This is a genomic window from Chryseobacterium rhizoplanae (genome assembly GCF_900182655.1).
Classification (GTDB): Bacteria; Bacteroidota; Bacteroidia; order Flavobacteriales; family Weeksellaceae; genus Chryseobacterium; species Chryseobacterium rhizoplanae.
The window spans coordinates 214,954-234,188 of sequence record NZ_FXTC01000008.1; the positions used below are offsets into that span (position 1 = coordinate 214,954).

A 19,235-nucleotide genomic window follows, 5' to 3' on the forward strand; every position below is an offset into this window, starting at 1 on the left:
TTAATCAACGATTAATTTGAACGTTTTTATGATTTTTTTATCTTGAATAAGATTAATAATGTAAGCACTTTGAACTTCCAGCTGACCAGTGTAATGATTTGATTTTCGATCAATATTATCAAATTTGACCAATCTTCCTGATCCATCATAAATGGAAATTCCAAGTCCTTCCATAGGAGGGAAAGTAACTGTAAAAGTTTGTCCTTTTTTAACTGGATTCGGATAAAGATTAATTTTAGTGAGATTCAGTGATAACTCCCCGTTAATTAATAATCCGGAATCTGGATTTTGATTCGCTCGTTCATTCTTAGCATTTTTCAATGGACTTACTGCAAAAGTGAAATGAGCTGTATCACCACTATCAAAATCATTAAGGAAATCAACTTTATTAAAAATGATATAATTTGCAGCTTCAGATCCTTGAACTTTCAGAATACTTCCGTCAGGTTTTTTCAGGAACATCCAATAAGCAATAGGTAAAGACCTTGGATTCACCGTTTCTTTCAATATTCTTACACTATAATCGGTTTTAGGAACTTTATTACCTATAAAGTTAATTTCCCAGTTTTTTTGCAAAACATCAAAGGTACCATCGTTTTTTAAAGCCAGTTCATTATTATCATCAGACCAAATAACAAACTGATTATTCTCAAAAACCGCCTGATTCTCTATATTCGTTCTTTCAATAGAATTTTTCCCAATTGTTAAAAACAAATCAGCCTGATTGGAAGACTGTTTTTGGTAGAGTTCATTCCCATTGTCTCTTCCTAATCCAGTGGGTTTATACCTAAATTCTTTATGTTTTTCAGGATCCCAGATTACCTTTCCATCACTGCTATAATATTTCCCCTTTTCAAGTGAAATTCCGTATTTAATAGAGAGATAGGAGTGTATTTTACCAAGATCTGAAGATTTTGCTTTTCTTGGAAAAAATATCATCTCATAAAGATTCTGATCTTCAAATTTAATTTTCAAGCTATCAGATTTATCACGGTTCGGTTCTGCAACTGCTACAAACGAAAAAATACTTGGTCTTTTTTTAATTTCAACAGTTTTTTCTCCACCAGTTTTAAAGTTGCTATTTCCCAGCGAAATCTTTTTCTCAGTATTTTCCCATATCAATTCATCTTCCTTCGATCGGTGGACCGCTGTAAGAGTATGGCTCTTGTTTTTACTGTATTTAATATATTTTTTGAAAAGCTTATCCTTGATACCACAATGAAAATTGAGTAAATTTTCATCTTTGCACCTCGTTACTTCGCGAAGTGTTGGATTGGATTTTTCCCATAGCTGGGCATCAGATCCCACTAATTGAGAATAAACAGACACAGAACACGATAAACAAATTACCGCGAATGCCTTAGAATAAAAAGGGTTATACATGTGCTAGATATTTTTTACTAATGGATAGTCGACAGAAGCCAACCGAAGTTTAGATTGAAAAATTCATCAAAAAGAAAACTATCTTAGAAATTCAGGTATATGATAGTATATAAAGATGGAAATGACTGATTTTTTCATGGAATTATTATGGTTTTAGGTTTTTTTTGCAAATCTACAAAAGAAACATATACCACAAGTTTTTTTAAAACAATTTTTAACAGAGAGAAAAAAAATTATAACTCTTTCATGTGGTAGAACGATCAATGAGAAATAATTATTAAAAACAGAACCCATGAACAAACGGTTTCAAATTTCAAAAAAGAGAAAAAAAATGAAAATTTTTCCATCATTTTTCAAACACGATAAGTCAATGGTTATTAACCAGGTAAAGTTAATAAAATTCTATTCACTAAAAATTAATTAAAAATTATTCTTCATTTTATTTTTTTATTTAAAAAAGTATTGTACCTTTGCAACCGCAAAAACGAAGTAAATATCGTTACTGATGACACCCTCGGGGCGTAGCGTAGTCCGGTCATCGCGCCTGGTTTGGGACCAGGAGGTCGCAGGTTCGAATCCTGCCGCCCCGACTGTTTTAGTAGTTTTCTCAAAATTACTTATGGGTGCGTAGCTCAGCTGGATAGAGCATCTGCCTTCTAAGCAGACGGTCAAAGGTTCGAATCCTTTCGCGCTCACTTAAAACTCACAATTTTCATTGTGAGTTTTTTTGTTTTTAATAACTTCATGCAGCAAGATCAGACAAGATACAGCATCCCGATTTCAGTCGGGACGGCAAAGGTTCGAATCCTTTCGCGCTCACACAAAGACTTACTGAAAACAGTGAGTCTTTTTTTGTGTTTACTCTTTATCAAAAATTATAAGTATTCAAGAGTTATTGCGAATACAATTTACTTCAATTGATTTATCGTATTGTACAATTTGACAAAATTTGTTTTTTTGTCAAAAATATTTTATTTTTGTATTCCTATTTCAGATAATTTTCAGACAATGTCATCTCACACAGAACAAGATCAGCTTTCACAACAAATTCTGGAGACCGCTTCAGGACTGTATTTGAAGTATGGTTTAAAGAAGGTGACAATGGATGATATTTCAAAAGCAGTTGGTAAAAGCAGAACTTCAATTTATTATTATTATAAAAATCGGGAGGAAGTATTTCAGGCGGTTTTGGAAAATCTGATCAAGGAAGTTATTTCCGAGATTGATTCCAGGATGAAGAAGAAAAGAACTTTCGAAGGAAAAATCCAGGAGTTTTGTCTTGCTAAAGTAAAAACATCGGAAGAAAGATCTTCATTTTTCAGAGCTATAGAAGCAGGAATGGACAATGAAGAGAAGTCAAAACACATCACCGATGCCCACAACAGAATGATGGAAGCAGAAAGAAACCTCCTGTTGAATTTATTCTCAACAAGTATTAGCAAAGGTTCAATTCCAAAAGTTGCCATTGAGGAACAGGAAATCATCATCTTTATTCTACAGAGCAGTATCAGGGGAATAAGGCGCGAGATGAGTTTAAAAAACAATTTCGAGAACTTAAACAGTACAGTAAGCACTCTAACCTCTATGGTTATTAAACATATTGGGTAAAAATTTTTTATTTCAATTTTGACACTTTTACATTATTTGTCAAATAGTCTATTAAAAAAATGAACAAATTAAGTAATATCAGTACATTCCGGGCCTTCAGAAGCACCAATTACACATTGTATTTTTTCGGGCGTTCTGTCTCTCAATTTGGGACATGGATGCAGCGTACAGCAGTAGTATGGGTTGTATACAGCATGACCGAGTCTGCTTTTATGCTGGGCTCACCATTTTTGCAGAACAATTCCCTTCATTTTTATTTTCAGCGTTCGGCGGGGTTGCTGCAGATTGGTATAACCGGTATAAAATTATACAGATCACTCAAATTTTATCATTAATACAGGCATCTCTTCTAGCTTTCCTGGTAATGACGGGACATCAGAATATATGGAGTTTCATTATACTCAGCGTTTTTCTCGGCATTATCAACGCTTATGACATTCCGGCCCGTCAGGCTATGATTAATGAAGTGGTAACGGATGATGAAGACCTTCCAAGTGCTCTTTCTCTGAGTGCTGCCATGGCAAGTATCGCTAAATTGGCGGGCCCTGCCCTTTCCGGAATTATCCTCCAAAAATTCGGAGCGGGAACATGTTTTCTTATCAATGCAGCCAGTTTTGCAGCGGTAATGCTTTCGATTTCTTTGATGAAGATAAAGATCATTCCGAAAAAAACAACTAAAAAAGGAACTTTTACAGAATTAGCTGAGGGTTTCAGGTACCTGAAAAAAGAACCATCCATCAGTCTGGTTATTATTATGCTGGGTATTACAGGTTTGCTGATTTTGCCTTACGATACGTTAATTCCTGTGTATGCAAAGGAAATCTTCAAAGGTAATGCTAAGACGTTCGGTTATATTTCCAGTTTCATTGGGATTGGGGCAGTTCTCGGAACGGTATTTCTGGCTTCTCTGAAGAAAGGGGCATCCATGAGGAATATTCTCATCCTGAGTACAGTTATTCTGAGTATTGGATTGATATGCTTTTCGTATGCAACCAATTTCTATTGGTCTATGTTCTTTGCAGCGCTTACAGGATTGGGTGGTGTCGCACAGTTTACCACCTGTAATATTATCGTACAGTCTGAGGTGATTCCCGAGATGCGATCAAGAGCGATCAGTATTTTGCTAACTGCCATATTCGGGATGCTGCCTCTGGGAAGTGTACTTATTGGGTTTATCTCCGAGAAAATAGGAGCACCAAAAACATTATTACTGGAAGGAATTGCGGGAATTTTAGTTGCTATTGTCTTCAGACGTTTATTATTTAAAACGAATAAGACAAAAGCAGTGAACAACCAACTTTTAGAAGAATCTGAGGAACAATTTATTAATAAAGTGTAATTAAAATGGAAAACATAAAAACAGCATTATTGGTGATGGACATGCAGTCATCAATATTAAGCAACTTACCTGACACACAAGAATTGATATCTAATGTCAACAAGGTTATTAAAGCGGCCAGAAACCGCCAAATTCCGGTTATTTATATCAAAGTAGGGTTCAGACAGGGAATGCCGGAAATAAACTCTAATAACAAAGTATTTTCAGGAATTAAACAACATATGGCAGATGTCAATATGAAAGAATGGACCGCCATTCATCCTGAGCTTAGCCCTGAAGAGGAAGACATTGTTATTACCAAAAGAAGGTTCAGTGCTTTTACAGGAAGTGATTTTGAAGTAGTTCTGCGTGGTCTGAATATTCAACATTTGGTACTGACAGGAGTGTCTACAAGCGGTGTTGTTCTATCTACAGTGAGAGAAGCCTCAGATAAAGATTACAAACTCACAGTGATTGAAGATTGTTGTAAAGACGGAGATGAAGAAGTACATCATCTGCTGATGAGAAAAGTTTTCCCAAGGCAGGCTGATGTCATTAAAGTAAACGACTGGATATAACAGGAATGAATTAGTACAGCGGAGACATTATAAATCTACAAAATACGTTTCATTTGTTGAAAATTCCGTTTCACCTATCTATTTTGCTGAATCAGCTTATCTTTTAATTTGAGAGATGGGAAGATGTATTACTTTTACATGGTAAACGTAGCCGCAAGGTCACTTAGTTAGTTTAATTAGTATTAAGGAAACATTGATTAAGGATCAATAAAAATCTTTTTGTGCACTTTAATTCCCTGTAGCCTTTATGGCTCAACTATACACTTAATCATGTTTGATAGGATTGGCTTGTTCCAATCCTATTTTTTTGGCATTTATACAATAAAAAAACCGCTGTGGCTACAACGGTTTAATTTATTTTGAGGATGCTATTTTAACTTATAAGAACTTCCGTTCCAAAGATAGGTTTTGGAAGAATGCTTTTTCTTCTCTCTGTCTTTTTCATCTACTTCCATATCTTCTACTTTAAGGATAAATGTGTTGGGAATTCCACCTTTATCATTAGGGAAAACAAATTCTTCATTGTGATAAAAAGCTCCGGCATCCCCTACATTCATTAATTGTGGAAGGGCAATCAGTTTTTTATCCTTAAAAAGAACATACTGGTCATATCCTGCAATTCCGCAGGCTTCACCGGAAACCATTGCTTTGAGGGTAAATTCAACATTTTGAAGCTTGTGATTACTTTCTATGTTGAAAGTTGCTGTACTCAGCTCCTCTCCTCTTCCCGTATCAAAATACACCTCATCAATAAGGGTATTCCCTTCCATTGCTTTTATTCCTGCAATGTTCTGTTTTTCGGTCTCATTGGATTCTTTATTTTTCCTGTCAATTGTTTTGGCTAGCCCAAAAAGGAAATCATACCCATTTTTGTTACGATATCCTACACAAAGATTACCGCCCCAGATATATCCTTCCAAAGTATTTTCTCCTTTCTGATAAGAGATTTTATACCAGTTAGCAGCTCTTTCCCCCAACTTCAGTACTTCTTCTTCTTTTTTAAGAATCATTACCTGCTGATTGGTCTGCAATGAATCTGTAATCTGAGCGTTCACTCCTGGATCTAATCTCACGCGGGTCCAGTCTGTAAAAATTTTCTGCGCTTTATTTTCCTCAAAGCCAAAGACACCATCTGCATACACTTCATTTTCCTGCGCTGAAAAAAATTGCAGCATCAGTATCAATAAAGCTGTCCATAAAGTTTTCATATTCGTATTTTGTTTTTTGAGTGTTATTTTTCAAGCAGAAGGCTTACCCATTCTTCGCGCTGCAGCTGCTTTTTAAGCTCAAGACCGCTTTCTTTACATACTTCCAGGATATCATCTACGTCAAAGAAACAAAGTCCTGAAAGCAATAGTTTACCACCTTTATTCAATACTGAAACATAGGTTGGGATATCTGAAATAAGAATATTTCTGTTGATATTGGCTAAAATAACATCAAAATTTTCTTTTCCTAAATTTTCTGCAGTTCCCTGTTCAATATCCAGTTCTACACTGTTTCTTACTGCATTTTCTTTTGAGTTTTCTACGGACCATTCATCAATATCGATCGCTTTCGTATCTCCTGCTCCCTGCTGTTTTGCATAGATTGCCAATACAGAAGTTCCGCATCCCATATCCAGCACTTTTTTACCATTGAAGTCAATATCCATCATTTGCTGGATCATCAGGTGAGTTGTAGGGTGATGTCCTGTTCCGAAAGACATTTTAGGCTGAATAATAATTTCATGCATTCCCGGAACCGATTCGTGGAACTCTGCTCTGATCAATACTTTATCATCAATATTGATTGGAGAAAAGTTCTTTTCCCATTCTTCGTTCCAGTTGATATTCGGCATTTCTTCGAAAGTATATTCAATTTTTACGTTTTCGTTTTCAAAGATCGGAAGAGCCTTCAACTGATCTTCCTGAAACAATTCTGTCTGGATATATCCTAAAATTCCGTCAATTTCTTCTGTAAAGCTGTCAAAGCCTATTTCTATAAGCTCTGCCATTAAAATTTCATTCCAAGGCTGCAATGGAGAAATTTTGAAATTGAATTCTAAATAATTTTGCATGTGACTAATTTGCTGCAAAAATACTAATGTTATTATTGTTAAAAAAATGATGGAGTAATTTTTGGCTGAAACCAGGGATTTTTATGTTTTTTCGTACGGAAATGCAGTGAAGTAACTCATGTTATTAACTGTGAATAAGATTCTTCCTTCGTCAGAATGACACTTTGGAAAATAGCCCACTCCTATTGAATGAATGCTATGGAAAAGTTTATTTATAAAATTTTGTCCTCACTGATTATGTAGATGACAGATGATTGCATACAATATATTCAATAGGGACGGGCTTTAGCCCGTCTACAAAATCAAGACTAATTCCATTGGCTTTAGCCAAAACCTATCATTAGAGACCTGGAAATAAATTGCTAAATTTTTTGAAATGCGAGAAACTCCAAGTTTTGGCTAAAGCCACTAAGATTGGAAAAAGAAAAAGCGGGCTTCCTTCGTCTATGCTCAGGATAATAGCCCGCTCCTATTGAATTTTGCTATTCAAGATAGATAGATTAAGAGTTCTTTGCTGACGACGTTGAACATCAACCTTGAACTTTAAATTTTTAAGCTATTAAGGATTTGTAGAGAAGATAGAACCGTTTGCAATCAGTGCTCTTCTGTTCATTTTAAGAATATCTCTTACCCATTCTGCAAAGTCTTCCGGCTGTAATACTTTATCAGGATTTCCGTCTGTAAGTCCGCCCTGGATGCTCATATCTGAAGCGATGGTACTTGGAGTCAAAGTAATTACACGGATGTTTTGTTTTCTCCATTCTGCCATCATAGATTGTGATAAAGATACCACTGCTGCTTTTGAAGCGGCGTATGCGGACATATTTGGTCCACCTTTCAAACCAGCTGTAGAAGCTACGTTGACGATATCTCCTTCTCCTTTAGCTTTCATAAATGGGTGAGCTGCTTTCGCTGCATAATATACTCCGAACAGATTGGTTTTAATTACCTGCTCCCATGTTTCAGAAGGCATTTCTTCAATACTTCCGAAGTCTCCGATCCCTGCATTGTTGATTAAAATATCAATACCTCCTAATTGTTCTGCTAAAGATTCAATTCCAGCTTTTACCTGAATTTCATTGTCTACAGAAAAAACTGCATATGCGGAATTTACTCCCAGTTTTTTGATTTCTTCAACCGTCATTTTCAGGTTTTCCTCATTTCTTCCTGTAATGGCAACGTTTACTCCTTCATTAGCCAAAGCAAGTGCTACAGCTTTTCCTAATCCTCTTCCACCACCTGTTACGATGGCATTTTTTCCGTTTATATTCATAGTAATGATACTTTTCTTGATACAAAGTTACGAAAGAACATTTTTATGAAGCGGTGAAAACACAGATTTAACTTATATTTTATTCAACCACAAAAGTCACAAAAGATGATTAACATTGAGAATATTTGAAAGTTGTAATCATTCTGCATAAAAGTTCATATAAGATGAAAACGTATATTTTTTTATATAAAACCTAAGTGTACTCCATTCTACTCAAAGTCATAACTTAAAAAAATTGAGTGTTTAAATCTTTTGTGACTTTTATGGTTTCCCAGAACCTCATCAAAAAATTAAAACCGGCTCATCGAGAACCGGTTTCAAAATCTAAAAAAAGGTATAGTAAAAAAATAAAGCTTAAGGAATCTGAATGGCATTCTGAACTTCAAACTCTTCTGAAGCTGTAAATTCATTTCCGTACATATCAACAGCCTTCACCTCCACTTTATGCTTTCCTAACGGTAGTTTTTTAGGAAAATCTGCTTCCCAGATGTGCTTTGACATTTCAGGATTGGAAGGTCTTCTTCCCGGGAAAATTTTCTCTGTAGCATCCCATTTGAAAACTGAAAGGGCAAAATTCGGGTCTATAGTTTCATCGTACTCCATTTCTTCCCATTTTCCACCATCTATTCTGTATTCTACTTTGTCTTTTTTGCTTCCCATGAAGAAATTGGCCAATACTTTTGCAGAGGTTCTTGAGGAAGGAATCACTTTCGGAACATATAATTTGATCTGATAATCATCCGGTTTTCCGGCCGTTTTGTATTTCACTTTGTACTGATTGTCTTCAAAACTGATGAATGAATATCCTTTTGCCGTTCCGTCTCTCATGGTAGAAGTTGGCAGTCCGGCCTCATCCGGTGTTCCTGAGTACCAATCACCACAGGTAGTTCCAACGTTATATTCGTGGAGTTCTTTTATTCCGTTCCAGCCTGCTTTTTTTCCATAGAAAATCTGCTGTTGAATATGGGTGTGTGCTGACAGAAGTAATACATTCTGGAAAGGATTTAAGAAATCAAATAGTTTCTGACGGTCCGCATTTCTGAAGCTGTCTTCGTTGTTATGCTCCAGTGGAATATGGAAAGAAATGACGATCAGTTTATTTTTATCCACCAGTTTCAGATCGTTTTCAATGAACTGAAGCTGATCTTCACGGAATCCTCCCCAATATCCTTTACCATCTCTCGGATCCGGATAAAGAATATCATCCAGAATGATGAAGTGCACGTTACCATAGTTGAAAGAATAATTGGCCGGACCAAAATTCGACTCAAATGTCTCATCGGAAAGCTTATCTTCTTTTGCATCATAATTCATGTCATGATTTCCCATCACATTATACCAAGGCAGTCCGACTTCTTTCATGACGTCTGCATAAGGCTTCTGAAGACTTAAATTATCTCCTACCAGATCTCCCAGACTGATTCCCAGTACCGCATTTTTCTTCGTGTTCTTCACTTCATTTACAATTCCTCTTTTGAAATAGTCCAGTTCTTTTTCTGTGTAAGGCTGCGGATCACCGAAAACAAGGATATCAAAGTTTTTATTTTCGTTTTGCTTATAAAGCGGGAAGTTCAGTTCTTTGGGAAGATCTCCTGTAGCAGCCACTCCTTTGTATTTGAAATCCGCAGGGGAACCATTGGGTTTATGATGATAATAAAACTGTGGAAGATTATTAGCATTTAAAGCCGTCTGATATCCTGAAGGTTTGATGACAAAAATAGTCTGATCTTCCTGTACCGGAAGGCTGTATCGTCCGTTTTTATCAGTAAGAACTATCTGAGCACCATTGGAAACGGCTACGCCTTCAATTCCTTTTTCGCGGTTTTCTTTCTTTTGATTTTTATTACTGTCGTCGTATACATATCCGGAAACAGAAGTCTGCGGGAATGCCATTGCTGAAACCAACAGGCATGGCACTAAAATTTTTATATTGATACTCATTGTTTTTTAATCTTTAATTATTTTCAATTTTTAAATTCAATTTATTATTTATTCCACCACATTTTTACATTGATATTGTCTCCTCCCATGGATTGCACCGCTGCATTATAATTATCCGTATTCATCACTTTTGTAGCGGTAGGATACATGAATCTTACAGGCATCTGCCCTCCGTTCTGAAGTCCTCCGTTGTTAGGAAGTACCGGCAATTTTGTACGTCTGTATTCGTACCATTGCTGATGGTCTACAAAAAACAGGGAGATATATTTCTGAAGCATCAGTTTTTGCAGAGAGCCGTCGTAAGCGACGTTTGCATTACTGAAGTAATTGGCCGGAACCGTTGCTCCCCATTGTTCAATAATAGATTTCACTCCGGTTTCGTAATAAGTCTGCTGATTTCCTGTGATAATTCCTTTGTTGACTAATTCTGCCAGGATAAACTGCACTTCAGAATAAGTCATGATTAAAATCTTTAAAGGTGCTTTCGCCAGATTCTGATTAAGGTTGGAAGGCTGATAGTTGAAAGCTGTTCCCAAAGCATATCCTGAAGGCGCTCCTTTATACCCAAGATCTTCCCCTGTAGTTGCTTTCGCTTTGGTAAAAAACAGACTCAATCTTGGATCATTATTATCTTTCATGGCATTTACAAAAAATTCGCCTGCTGCCCTGTATGCCGTAAAATCCTGAGGACGGGCAATTGGCGGTAAATAAGGTGATATCCCTGAAAGCGGAAGCACCGCACTGTCCGTATTATTTTGGAAAATAGGATATTGTGCAGGATTATTGACAATTTCCTGGATTCTTTCATGCACGTTTATTTCACCGTTTCTGCTTAAAATCCTGGTCAGTAATCTCAATGAAAGAGAGTTACAGAATTTTTTCCATCCTAAAATACCCGTCTGGCTATTGGTATTGGCATTATAAAACAAATCTGTTTCTGCTAATGCCTGGTTTGGGTTGAATAGTGAATTAGCTGTTTTTAGATCATTTAACAGCTGGATGTAGATATCTTTCTGCTTATCATATTTTGGCTTTAAAATATTTTCTTCAATTTTCACCGCTTCAGATAAAGGGACATCTCCGAAAGCATCAGTAAGATTAGAGGCAATCCATGCATTCAGGACCATTGAAATGGCCAGATAATTATTATTCTGTTCTTTCGCAGCATATTTTCTCAGGTCATTGACCTGCTTAAGCCATCTGTAAGAAGTATTCCAGTAGCCATTACCACTTTTTTCGTCCATATAATACCGGCTGTAGGAATTTCCTTCATTGGGAAAGTCTAAAGCAATCTGCATCATATCAAAAGTGAAATCATCGGCTCTGTTATAGCCATAACTTCCCATTTCATATTGGATGGGAGCAAGAAGGCTGCCCACGGAAGGATCCTTGATCTTGCTGGTATCTGTATTGATTTCTTCAAATGTTCTGTCGCAGGACTGAAGCATGAAAACAGAAGCGACCAATGTCAGATGTATGATTATTTTTTTCATTTTTAAAGATTTTAGAATTTAAGATTTAACTGAAAACCAACTGTTCTTGCTGTTGGAAGCTGTCCCATCTCTACTCCCGGAGTGATGGTTGCGTTGTCCAGTGTAGCCACTTCAGGGTCAAACATTGGAAACTTGGTCCACATCCACAGGTTCTTTCCGAAAATAGCAATCGTAAGATCATCCAGACCTATAGATTTTATGGTTTCTTTCGGGAAAGAATAAGCAATCCTGGCATCTCTCAGTTTAATAAAATCTGTACTGAAGCTGTTGGTTTCCACATTGGCTCTTCTATAGTAATCTCCATAATAGGAAGATACTAGTACTCCTTTTGTATTCGGAGTGAAAGATCCGTCAGGGTTCTGAACAACACCGTCGCCTACAATCATACCGCCAGGATTATCTCTTCCGGGAAGGGTAGATTTCAGCTTGCCTTGCTCAGACATTTTATGATGAGACTGAGAATAAGCAATACCACCGTACTGACCGTCAAATGAGAAACTTATTGTGAAGTTTTTGATCTTGAAATCATTCTGAAGACCAGCTCTCCATTTCGGGAATGCATTGCCTACTTTTTCAATATCTGCAGGTCTTCCCGGAAGCCCATTGTCTCCGTAGATTACTTTTCCGTCCGGAGTTCTTAATAATTTAAATCCATACATGTCGCCAAGAGAACCTCCGACTTCCATTTTATAGAACACAACGTCTCCTACGTTGGAAACAATTCCGTCAAATCCTTCAGGCAAAGTCATCACTCTGTTTTCGTTGGTAGACCAGTTACCGCCTACTTTCCATGAGAAATTTTCGCCTTTTACAGCTAAGATATCCGCTGAAAGTTCAAGACCTCTGTTTCGGATTTTCCCTGCATTGATTATCCTTTTGGAATATCCTGTTTCGGTAGGTAATGATACAGGGATAATCTGGTTTTCGCTGACGTTCTGATAAGCAGTAAGATTAAGATTCAATCTGTTTTTGAAAAAACTGAAATCCATACCAGCTTCGATATTTGTATTTTTTTCAGGTTTAAGAGTTGGATTATTAAAAGTTGTAGGTGCTATTACACTTCCTGTAATGTTACTTGCAGTATAGTAGTTATCCAAAAGATACGGATCACTGTCTATCCCTACTTTCGCCCATGAAGCTCTCAGTTTCCATAAGTTCAGGTTATTACTTTTCAGATTAAAAATGTCTGAAAGAATGAAGCTGGTACTCACTGAAGGATAAAAGAAAGATCTGTTTTGCTTTGGAAGTGTAGAGCTCCAGTCATTTCTTCCGGTAACGTCCACAAAAATTTTATTGTCATATCCCAGCGTTAGTAATCCGTAAACACTGTCTACATGCTTGTCTCTTGGTGCAGGATATTTAACAGGAATAGAAAGCGCATTGGTAAGGCTGTATTCTCCTGCTGTTTTCAACCCGATAGCCTGGTAATCGGTCATCAGATATTCATTATAACGGATACTTCCCCCTGCAGAAGCGGAAATACTGAATTTATTCCAATCTGCTTTGTAAGAGAATAAAAGGTCATTGTTATATTCCTGATTTTTGATAAATTGTTCTCTATAGAACCCTTTCAGATAGTTTGCTGAGCTCCATGGTCTTTTGGTTGTTCTCTTTTCATTCAGAATTTCAATACCAGACCTCAGCATTAAACTGAAATTTTTATTAAACTGATAATCTGCCGTAATGTTTCCTGTAATGGTCTTTTTTCTGACCCCATTCAACATTTCGTAAGCAATCATATAAGGATTGTCAATAAAGGAACTGAAAGGATGGATTTGATCAACCTGCTCCTGACCCGGTTTCCAGATCGGTTTATACCATTCAAGATCTACATTGGGATTTTGGAAGATCATGAAATAAGAGATCGACTGATTGTTGTATCCCGTAGCAGGAAGGTTGTCACTCGTAGTAGTGTTATATGCAAATTTTGTTGAGATTTTTAATTTTTGGGTAAGCTGATGGGCAAAAGATAAGGCAAAATTGAACCTGTCAAAACCAGTATTCGGCATCATCCACTCGTTATTAAGGTAAGTCAATGACGTCCTGAAACTGGTTTTCTCATTGGAGCTTTCTATCGAAATACTGTTTGAGTAATTAGAACCTGTTCTCCAGAAACCTTTGATGTTATTTTCATAGGGTCTCCACAGCTGTCTTTCTTTGCTTTGTCCCAGTACATTTGGATCGTATTGGAAATAATATTGTCCGGCGAATTTAGGTCCAAATGCACTACTTGTGCCTCCGGTACTTGGTCCATCCGGAGAAAGGCCATAAGAATAGTAAAAATTTCCTGCTGGATTGACTGCCAGGGTTCCCTGCCCATATTCATACTGCCAGTCCGGCCATTTTAATACGGAATCGAAGCTTGAAGAAGAATTGAAGGTTACCCTCAGTTTCCCGTTTTTTGTTTTTCCGGATTTTGTGGTAATCATCAAGGCACCGTTGGCCGCACGGGATCCGTATAATGCAGCTGCTGAAGCACCTTTTAATACAGTTACAGATTCAATGTCATCCGGATTGATACTGTTTAATCCGTTTCCAAGGTCAATCGGAACATCCCCTCCGGAACCTGCTCCATACGCTGCCGTACCGGAACCTGTAGTAGAATTTCCCAATGGAACGCCATCCACTACAATCAGAGCATAGTTATGATCCATCATAATGGATTTCTCTCCTCTCAAAGTAATTCTGGAAGTTCCAAGTGGTCCTGCTCCGGCAGTCTGGATTTTTAAACCTGCCACTTTTCCTTCCATTGATTGTGCCCAGTTGTTATTCTGGGTTTCTTCAAATGTTTTGGCTTCTACTTTTTCTGCAACATACCCTAAAGCCCTGTCATGTCTTTTGATTCCCAAAGCAGTCACTACTACTTCGTCAAGTCCTTTAACCGTGTCTTTTTTAGCTTTCTGTTGAGCTGCCAGATTAACACTGACAAATCCTAACAGTGACAAAACCAACAGTTTTTGTGTCTCTTTACGCATTTACTTTTTGTTTGCGCAAAATTAGAACGACATTACAAGGATGACCTTAACACAGTTTTAACGTTTCTTAAAAATTTATTAAACCATATATTAATCTACCCTTAACAATATTGCATAAACAATTAATTAACAACTCATTAAATGATTAAGTATTTTTAATACTATTTTACATCCCTATTTATGTATCTTTATTGTCTTTACTTGAGATAATACCACACAAACAACATAACAATTTGATTAATAATACAATAAATCAAATTTAATTATACTGTTTTTTATTATTTATGAATATAAGGACTCAGCTCCCCTAAAAAAGAAACAGTCTGTCCCCTTTTTAAGAGTCAGACTGCGTAAATTATGATTGTAATTGATTGAGATGGGATGTCTTTTAAACCACCCCGTCAAAAATTCTTTGAATTTTTGCCACCCCTCCGGAGGAGGGGAATGTTTCGTCCTTCGGTTGTACTCTTTGTGAGAAATTTCCAACGGTTATTTATTCTTCAACTGGTCAGGAATATTGGTTGTTACGAACCCGATTCCCTGTTTTTTCAATTCATCGTAAACTGCAACATCATTCACGGTCCATGAATTGGTAATTAAACCTAATGTTTTTGCTTCAGCAATCCAGGTAGGATTTTTCTGGAAAACACTGTAGTGATAATCCATACCATCCAATCCTTCTTTTTTGATTTGCTCAGGGGACAATTCTCCGTTCAGGTACTGTACTTTAAATGAAGGTGCCAGTTTTTTGATCTCTTTACAGATATTAAGACTGAAAGAAATAAACTCACTCTGAGATTCCAGCTTCATATCCTTGATCATTTTGATCGTTTTCTCCGTGATCTCATTTTCAATTTCCGGAGTCTTGGCTGGCTTGATCTCAACGATCAGTTTCAGAGATTTATCTTTTTTCCCCTGTTTCAAATAATCTTTTAAGGTCGGGAATTTTTCTCCATTGGATAATTTCACAGCTTCCAGTTCTTTGAAAGTAGCGTCAGAAATTTCCATATTACCATGGTGCTCATCATGGTTGATCACCAATACACCATCTTTTGTCATTCTTACATCAAATTCAGACCCATATATTTTTAATTTCTGGGCATTTTCCAATGATTGAATTGAGTTCTCCGTTGTAGGAGGCTGAGCCTGAAAATATCCTCTATGGGCAATGATCTGGGTTTGTGCTTTCATCATAACTGTACTTAAAACTGCTAACCCTAAGATAAAATTTTTCATAATATAATTTAGATAATTTAAAAAAGTCCTGAAACTTTCTGATAAAGGTAGTTATTAAAATATGGAAACCAAAAAGACATAAAAGATTTTAAACTGATATTAATCGTAGTTCTTATAATTCTTTTATGTCTTCATTGATTAAAAAAGGTAATTATTAGAAGGAATACTTCGCACCAATCTGGATCTGGTACGGATTTCCTGTCATTGGAACCAGACCTCCTCCACTTACGTTTTTGGCATACTCATACTGCATGGTATCCTTATTAAATCTGGTTACTTTATACAAAGATGTATTTCCATATGAGTTGTTGACACCCCATTCTTTATTAAGAAGGTTTGCTACGTTGAAGATATCTACAGAAAGTTCAAAAGCTCCTACTTTATCAAATTTAATTTTCTTCGCTACACGAACATCCCAAACCCCGTAGAACCCGTTTTTACCTCCGTTACGTTCTGCTATTTTTCCGTTGTATTCGTTGATATAATCTTTCAGAGCCTGTCCTACCTGTGGATCATCCAAAATCGATTTGGTAAGGTTCGGGAAGATAAAAGCAAGGTCATTGGAATCTACGAAGTCTCCATTGATATTTCCTCCTGTTGTTGCAGAGAAACGGGTTCCTCCGATTCCCGAATATCTGATTCCTAATGTAAATCCTGCAATGGTAGGAGAGTTTCCATAGATCACGACTTTATTTCTGAATTGGTTGTCAGAATAGGTCATTCTTAAATCTCTCGGATCACTCTGAATCATGGTAGACAATGTTGCAGAGTTGGCTACGTTTCCGTTGTAAGAAGTATTGTCTTTGATGTCAGACCATGTATAACTTGCAGTGATTTCTCCATCTTTCCAGTAACGGTAGCTTGTATCGATGACGAATGAGAACTGGTTTACCTTACCATCACTCACCAACTCCAGTACTCTTCCGAAATTATTATTGATTCTTCCCTGTTTCCAGTCAAAGCTTACACTGTTATTGGCATTATTGGTAATGGCACCTGTAGGAATAAATACACCTCTTCCGCCTTCATTACTCAATGTAAAGAAAGGATTGGCTACCATGTTTCTGTCGTAGTAAAAATAATTATTTCTACCTAAAGCCATATATCCTGCGATTCCTGCTCTGAATCTTTCGTTGAAGAAATGGGTATAAGAGATATTCGCTTTGTAAACAATTGGAATTTTTGCGTCTTTACCCGTATAGTTGATGGTTGGAATCTGCTTCTGAGAAAGTGAAGGCACCGAATTGTAATCGTTTCTATAACTGTTGAAATCCGGGAACGGAACATCTTTACCCGTGACATCCACTGTAGCCAAATGTTTCCCATCAAATACAAGGTTGTTAATGATCATATAGTTGTTGATATCCGAAGAGAAAATTCCGGCTCCGAACTTCAGGAAGTCTTTGTTTTCTTCATTGATATTCCAGTCAAACTGGAATCTTGGCTGGATTACAAATGATTTGATCTGATTATCTGTTCTGATTCCCATTTCATCAAACAGCTTCTGGTTGAATTCTGCTTTCGGGTAACCACCGTAATCTAATCTTAAGCCAGCCATTAAATCCAAGCCTTTGGCCACTTTCGTCTGAAACTGCCCATAGATACCGATGTTCCAGATGTTTGATCTTACAGACGGATCGGCCATCAAAGGAACTTCTCTGTAGAATCGGTAAGGGGTCATTGCATCAAAATTGCTCATTCCCTGGAAATGGAACCTTCCGTTTACCTCACTTCCGTATACCGATTTTGCGGTTGTATACATCAAATCAGCTCCGAAAGTATACTTTACCTTATCGGTATTATAGTATAGGTTATCTACAATTTGAAATACATTATTTCTAAAGCTTTCCTGGGCAAAACGGTGTCCTCCGATCTGAATATTCGTAGACCCCGCACTGGAAGATACTCCTTCAACAATAGCTCTCGGAACAGGTTTTCCTAATTGATTGTTCTGATAACTGTCCTGGAAAGTATAAAGATACTGTGCCTTTAATTCATTGGTTAAATTAGGCTGCAAGTTTGATCTTAGGGTTAATAATAAGCTGTTGTCAAGGTTTTTATCATTTCCATAAGATTCAAAGAAATTGATATTGGTATTATCACCCAAACCGTTTTTATTAAGGTCATAGGTAAAGTTATTCCTTAATGTCAATAGATTTTTCTCATTGATCTGCCAGTCTAAACGTAAAAATCCGGCATCCGAGTTTCTTACTTTGTCAAAACTTCCAAACTGGGGGCCGCTTCCTACTCCATATTTTGCTCTGGCAATATCCACAAACTGATTAAGAGTCTGCGTTGTTGTATTGAATCTCTTTTCATCATCCGGAGATTTGATATCCGCAATCACCAAAGGTCTTGAATCCAGCTGATGATCCCATGCTACGAAGAAATGCAATTTATTTTTAATGATCGGTCCTCCCAATGAAAACCCGAACTGGGAAGTAGAGAAATCATTATCTCTTTTGTTTCCTCTGATATCATATGGGCTGGAAAGCCAGTTGGTTCTTAAATATTCCCAGGCACTTCCAGAAAATTTATTGGTTCCTGATTTGGTAACAGCACTTACGGTTCCTCCTCCACTTCTTCCCAATGTCACATCATATTGGTTGGTGGTGATTTTAAATTCACGTACTGCTTCAATAGAGATTGAGAAAGGGGCGCCGCTTCGGCTGGTAGTAGATCCTGCAGAAGTTGGATTTTTTGCAGTCATCCCGTCAATCGTAAAGTTGGTGGAAGATCCCAGCTGTCCGGAAAGATTTCCTCCTTTTCCGCTTAACGGCGAAAGTTCAGCAAGGTTGGTAAAGTTTCGTCCGTTCACGGGAAGCATGCTGATGTTTTTTGCAGAGATTGCCGTAGCAGCACCAAGGTTTCCGATCTTGTTTTTAAGGTTTCCGGTAATTTTTACTTCTTCAATGGTCTTTTCATTTCCAAGATCCATATTTACAGTAACCTGATCTCCGAAATTCACATTGTAACCTTCCTTTTTATCATCGTTTACAATAACTGTATAAGGGCCTCCAAGAGGTATTTCCTTAAAAATATACTCTCCTTTTGAGTTGGTTTCCGTTTCCGTTTTGAATCCTGTAGACTCATTCACGATCGTTACTTTCACTTTTTCCTGAGCCGTACTTCCCGGTCCGGTAACTTTCCCTACAATAGAAGCCTGCGTGGTCTGTGCATACGCCATTGTCCCAAGCCCTAAAAACAATAATCCCAATACAATCTTTACTTTTTTCATTTCTTCCGAAGATCTTTATGATTAATTTTTTGATTTTCGCCAGGAAACCTCTTTGATTTTCATGTTAATAGATCATATTGAGGTTTCTTTCAATCAGATGTGCAAAGGTATTTTGACTTTAAAGGCCAGGTGT

The 19,235-nt window shown here is 37.0% G+C and carries 12 protein-coding genes and 2 tRNA genes; 5 read left to right on the forward strand and 9 right to left on the reverse strand.

Features of this window, described 5'->3' with window-relative positions; translation table 11 throughout:
* Nucleotides 1-1,383, reverse strand: a complete 1,383-nt coding sequence (locus tag FN817_RS17530) for a T9SS type A sorting domain-containing protein (RefSeq protein ID WP_142719066.1) — start codon at nt 1,381-1,383, stop codon at nt 1-3.
* Nucleotides 1,384-1,898: 515 nt separating this feature from the next.
* Between FN817_RS17530 and FN817_RS17535 the strand changes: the two genes are divergently transcribed.
* From FN817_RS17535 to FN817_RS17555, 5 genes are all read left to right on the forward strand, one after another.
* Nucleotides 1,899-1,973, forward strand: a tRNA-Pro gene (locus FN817_RS17535).
* A 31-nt stretch (nt 1,974-2,004) separates the two neighbouring features.
* A tRNA-Arg gene (locus FN817_RS17540) sits at nt 2,005-2,078 on the forward strand.
* Nucleotides 2,079-2,391: 313 nt separating this feature from the next.
* Complete coding sequence (locus FN817_RS17545; RefSeq protein WP_142719067.1) at nt 2,392-2,991, forward strand: TetR/AcrR family transcriptional regulator; 600 nt, start codon at nt 2,392-2,394, stop codon at nt 2,989-2,991.
* Nucleotides 2,992-3,145: 154 nt separating this feature from the next.
* Nucleotides 3,146-4,330 carry an MFS transporter gene (locus FN817_RS17550; protein ID WP_228451594.1) on the forward strand — a complete coding sequence of 395 codons (1,185 nt, stop codon included), beginning with the start codon at nt 3,146-3,148 and terminating at the stop codon, nt 4,328-4,330.
* 5 nt (nt 4,331-4,335) lie between these two features.
* Nucleotides 4,336-4,887, forward strand: coding sequence for an isochorismatase family cysteine hydrolase (locus FN817_RS17555; protein WP_142719068.1), 552 nt, complete (start codon nt 4,336-4,338; stop codon nt 4,885-4,887).
* A 368-nt stretch (nt 4,888-5,255) separates the two neighbouring features.
* On the opposite strand, the gene FN817_RS17560 is transcribed toward FN817_RS17555, so the two are convergent.
* The 8 genes from FN817_RS17560 to FN817_RS17595 form a co-directional block, all read right to left on the reverse strand.
* A complete protein-coding gene (locus FN817_RS17560; protein ID WP_142719069.1) occupies nt 5,256-6,095 on the reverse strand; it encodes an SH3 domain-containing protein in 840 nt (279 codons plus the stop codon).
* Between the two features lie 23 nt (nt 6,096-6,118).
* Entirely contained in the window at nt 6,119-6,946 is an 828-nt protein-coding gene (prmA, locus tag FN817_RS17565) for a 50S ribosomal protein L11 methyltransferase (protein WP_047420603.1), read from the reverse strand.
* 559 nt (nt 6,947-7,505) lie between these two features.
* Nucleotides 7,506-8,219 (reverse strand): 3-ketoacyl-ACP reductase, encoded by a 714-nt coding sequence (locus FN817_RS17570; RefSeq protein ID WP_077415804.1) that lies wholly within the window; start codon nt 8,217-8,219, stop codon nt 7,506-7,508.
* 354 nt (nt 8,220-8,573) lie between these two features.
* Entirely contained in the window at nt 8,574-10,160 is a 1,587-nt protein-coding gene (locus FN817_RS17575; RefSeq protein ID WP_142719070.1) for a calcineurin-like phosphoesterase C-terminal domain-containing protein, read from the reverse strand.
* Between the two features lie 44 nt (nt 10,161-10,204).
* Entirely contained in the window at nt 10,205-11,653 is a 1,449-nt protein-coding gene (locus FN817_RS17580; protein ID WP_142719071.1) for a SusD/RagB family nutrient-binding outer membrane lipoprotein, read from the reverse strand.
* 11 nt (nt 11,654-11,664) lie between these two features.
* Nucleotides 11,665-14,628 carry a SusC/RagA family TonB-linked outer membrane protein gene (locus tag FN817_RS17585; RefSeq protein WP_142719072.1) on the reverse strand — a complete coding sequence of 988 codons (2,964 nt, stop codon included), beginning with the start codon at nt 14,626-14,628 and terminating at the stop codon, nt 11,665-11,667.
* Nucleotides 14,629-15,117: 489 nt separating this feature from the next.
* On the reverse strand, nt 15,118-15,864 hold the full coding sequence (locus tag FN817_RS17590; protein WP_142719073.1) for a glycerophosphodiester phosphodiesterase family protein: 747 nt from the start codon (nt 15,862-15,864) through the stop codon (nt 15,118-15,120).
* A 154-nt stretch (nt 15,865-16,018) separates the two neighbouring features.
* Nucleotides 16,019-19,102, reverse strand: coding sequence for a TonB-dependent receptor (locus FN817_RS17595; RefSeq protein ID WP_142719074.1), 3,084 nt, complete (start codon nt 19,100-19,102; stop codon nt 16,019-16,021).
* Nucleotides 19,103-19,235: the final 133 nt, after the last annotated feature.

Bases quoted from the DNA above. Each gene is read 5' to 3' on its own strand.
- FN817_RS17530 (WP_142719066.1), bottom strand. From the start codon at position 1,383: ATGTATAACCCTTTTTATTCTAAGGCATTCGCGGTAATTTGTTTATCG.
- FN817_RS17545 (WP_142719067.1), top strand. From the start codon at position 2,392: ATGTCATCTCACACAGAACAAGATCAGCTTTCACAACAAATTCTGGAG.
- FN817_RS17550 (WP_228451594.1), top strand. From the start codon at position 3,146: ATGGATGCAGCGTACAGCAGTAGTATGGGTTGTATACAGCATGACCGA.
- FN817_RS17555 (WP_142719068.1), top strand. From the start codon at position 4,336: ATGGAAAACATAAAAACAGCATTATTGGTGATGGACATGCAGTCATCA.
- FN817_RS17560 (WP_142719069.1), bottom strand. From the start codon at position 6,095: ATGAAAACTTTATGGACAGCTTTATTGATACTGATGCTGCAATTTTTT.
- prmA (WP_047420603.1), bottom strand. From the start codon at position 6,946: ATGCAAAATTATTTAGAATTCAATTTCAAAATTTCTCCATTGCAGCCT.
- FN817_RS17570 (WP_077415804.1), bottom strand. From the start codon at position 8,219: ATGAATATAAACGGAAAAAATGCCATCGTAACAGGTGGTGGAAGAGGA.
- FN817_RS17575 (WP_142719070.1), bottom strand. From the start codon at position 10,160: ATGAGTATCAATATAAAAATTTTAGTGCCATGCCTGTTGGTTTCAGCA.
- FN817_RS17580 (WP_142719071.1), bottom strand. From the start codon at position 11,653: ATGAAAAAAATAATCATACATCTGACATTGGTCGCTTCTGTTTTCATG.
- FN817_RS17585 (WP_142719072.1), bottom strand. From the start codon at position 14,628: ATGCGTAAAGAGACACAAAAACTGTTGGTTTTGTCACTGTTAGGATTT.
- FN817_RS17590 (WP_142719073.1), bottom strand. From the start codon at position 15,864: ATGAAAAATTTTATCTTAGGGTTAGCAGTTTTAAGTACAGTTATGATG.
- FN817_RS17595 (WP_142719074.1), bottom strand. From the start codon at position 19,102: ATGAAAAAAGTAAAGATTGTATTGGGATTATTGTTTTTAGGGCTTGGG.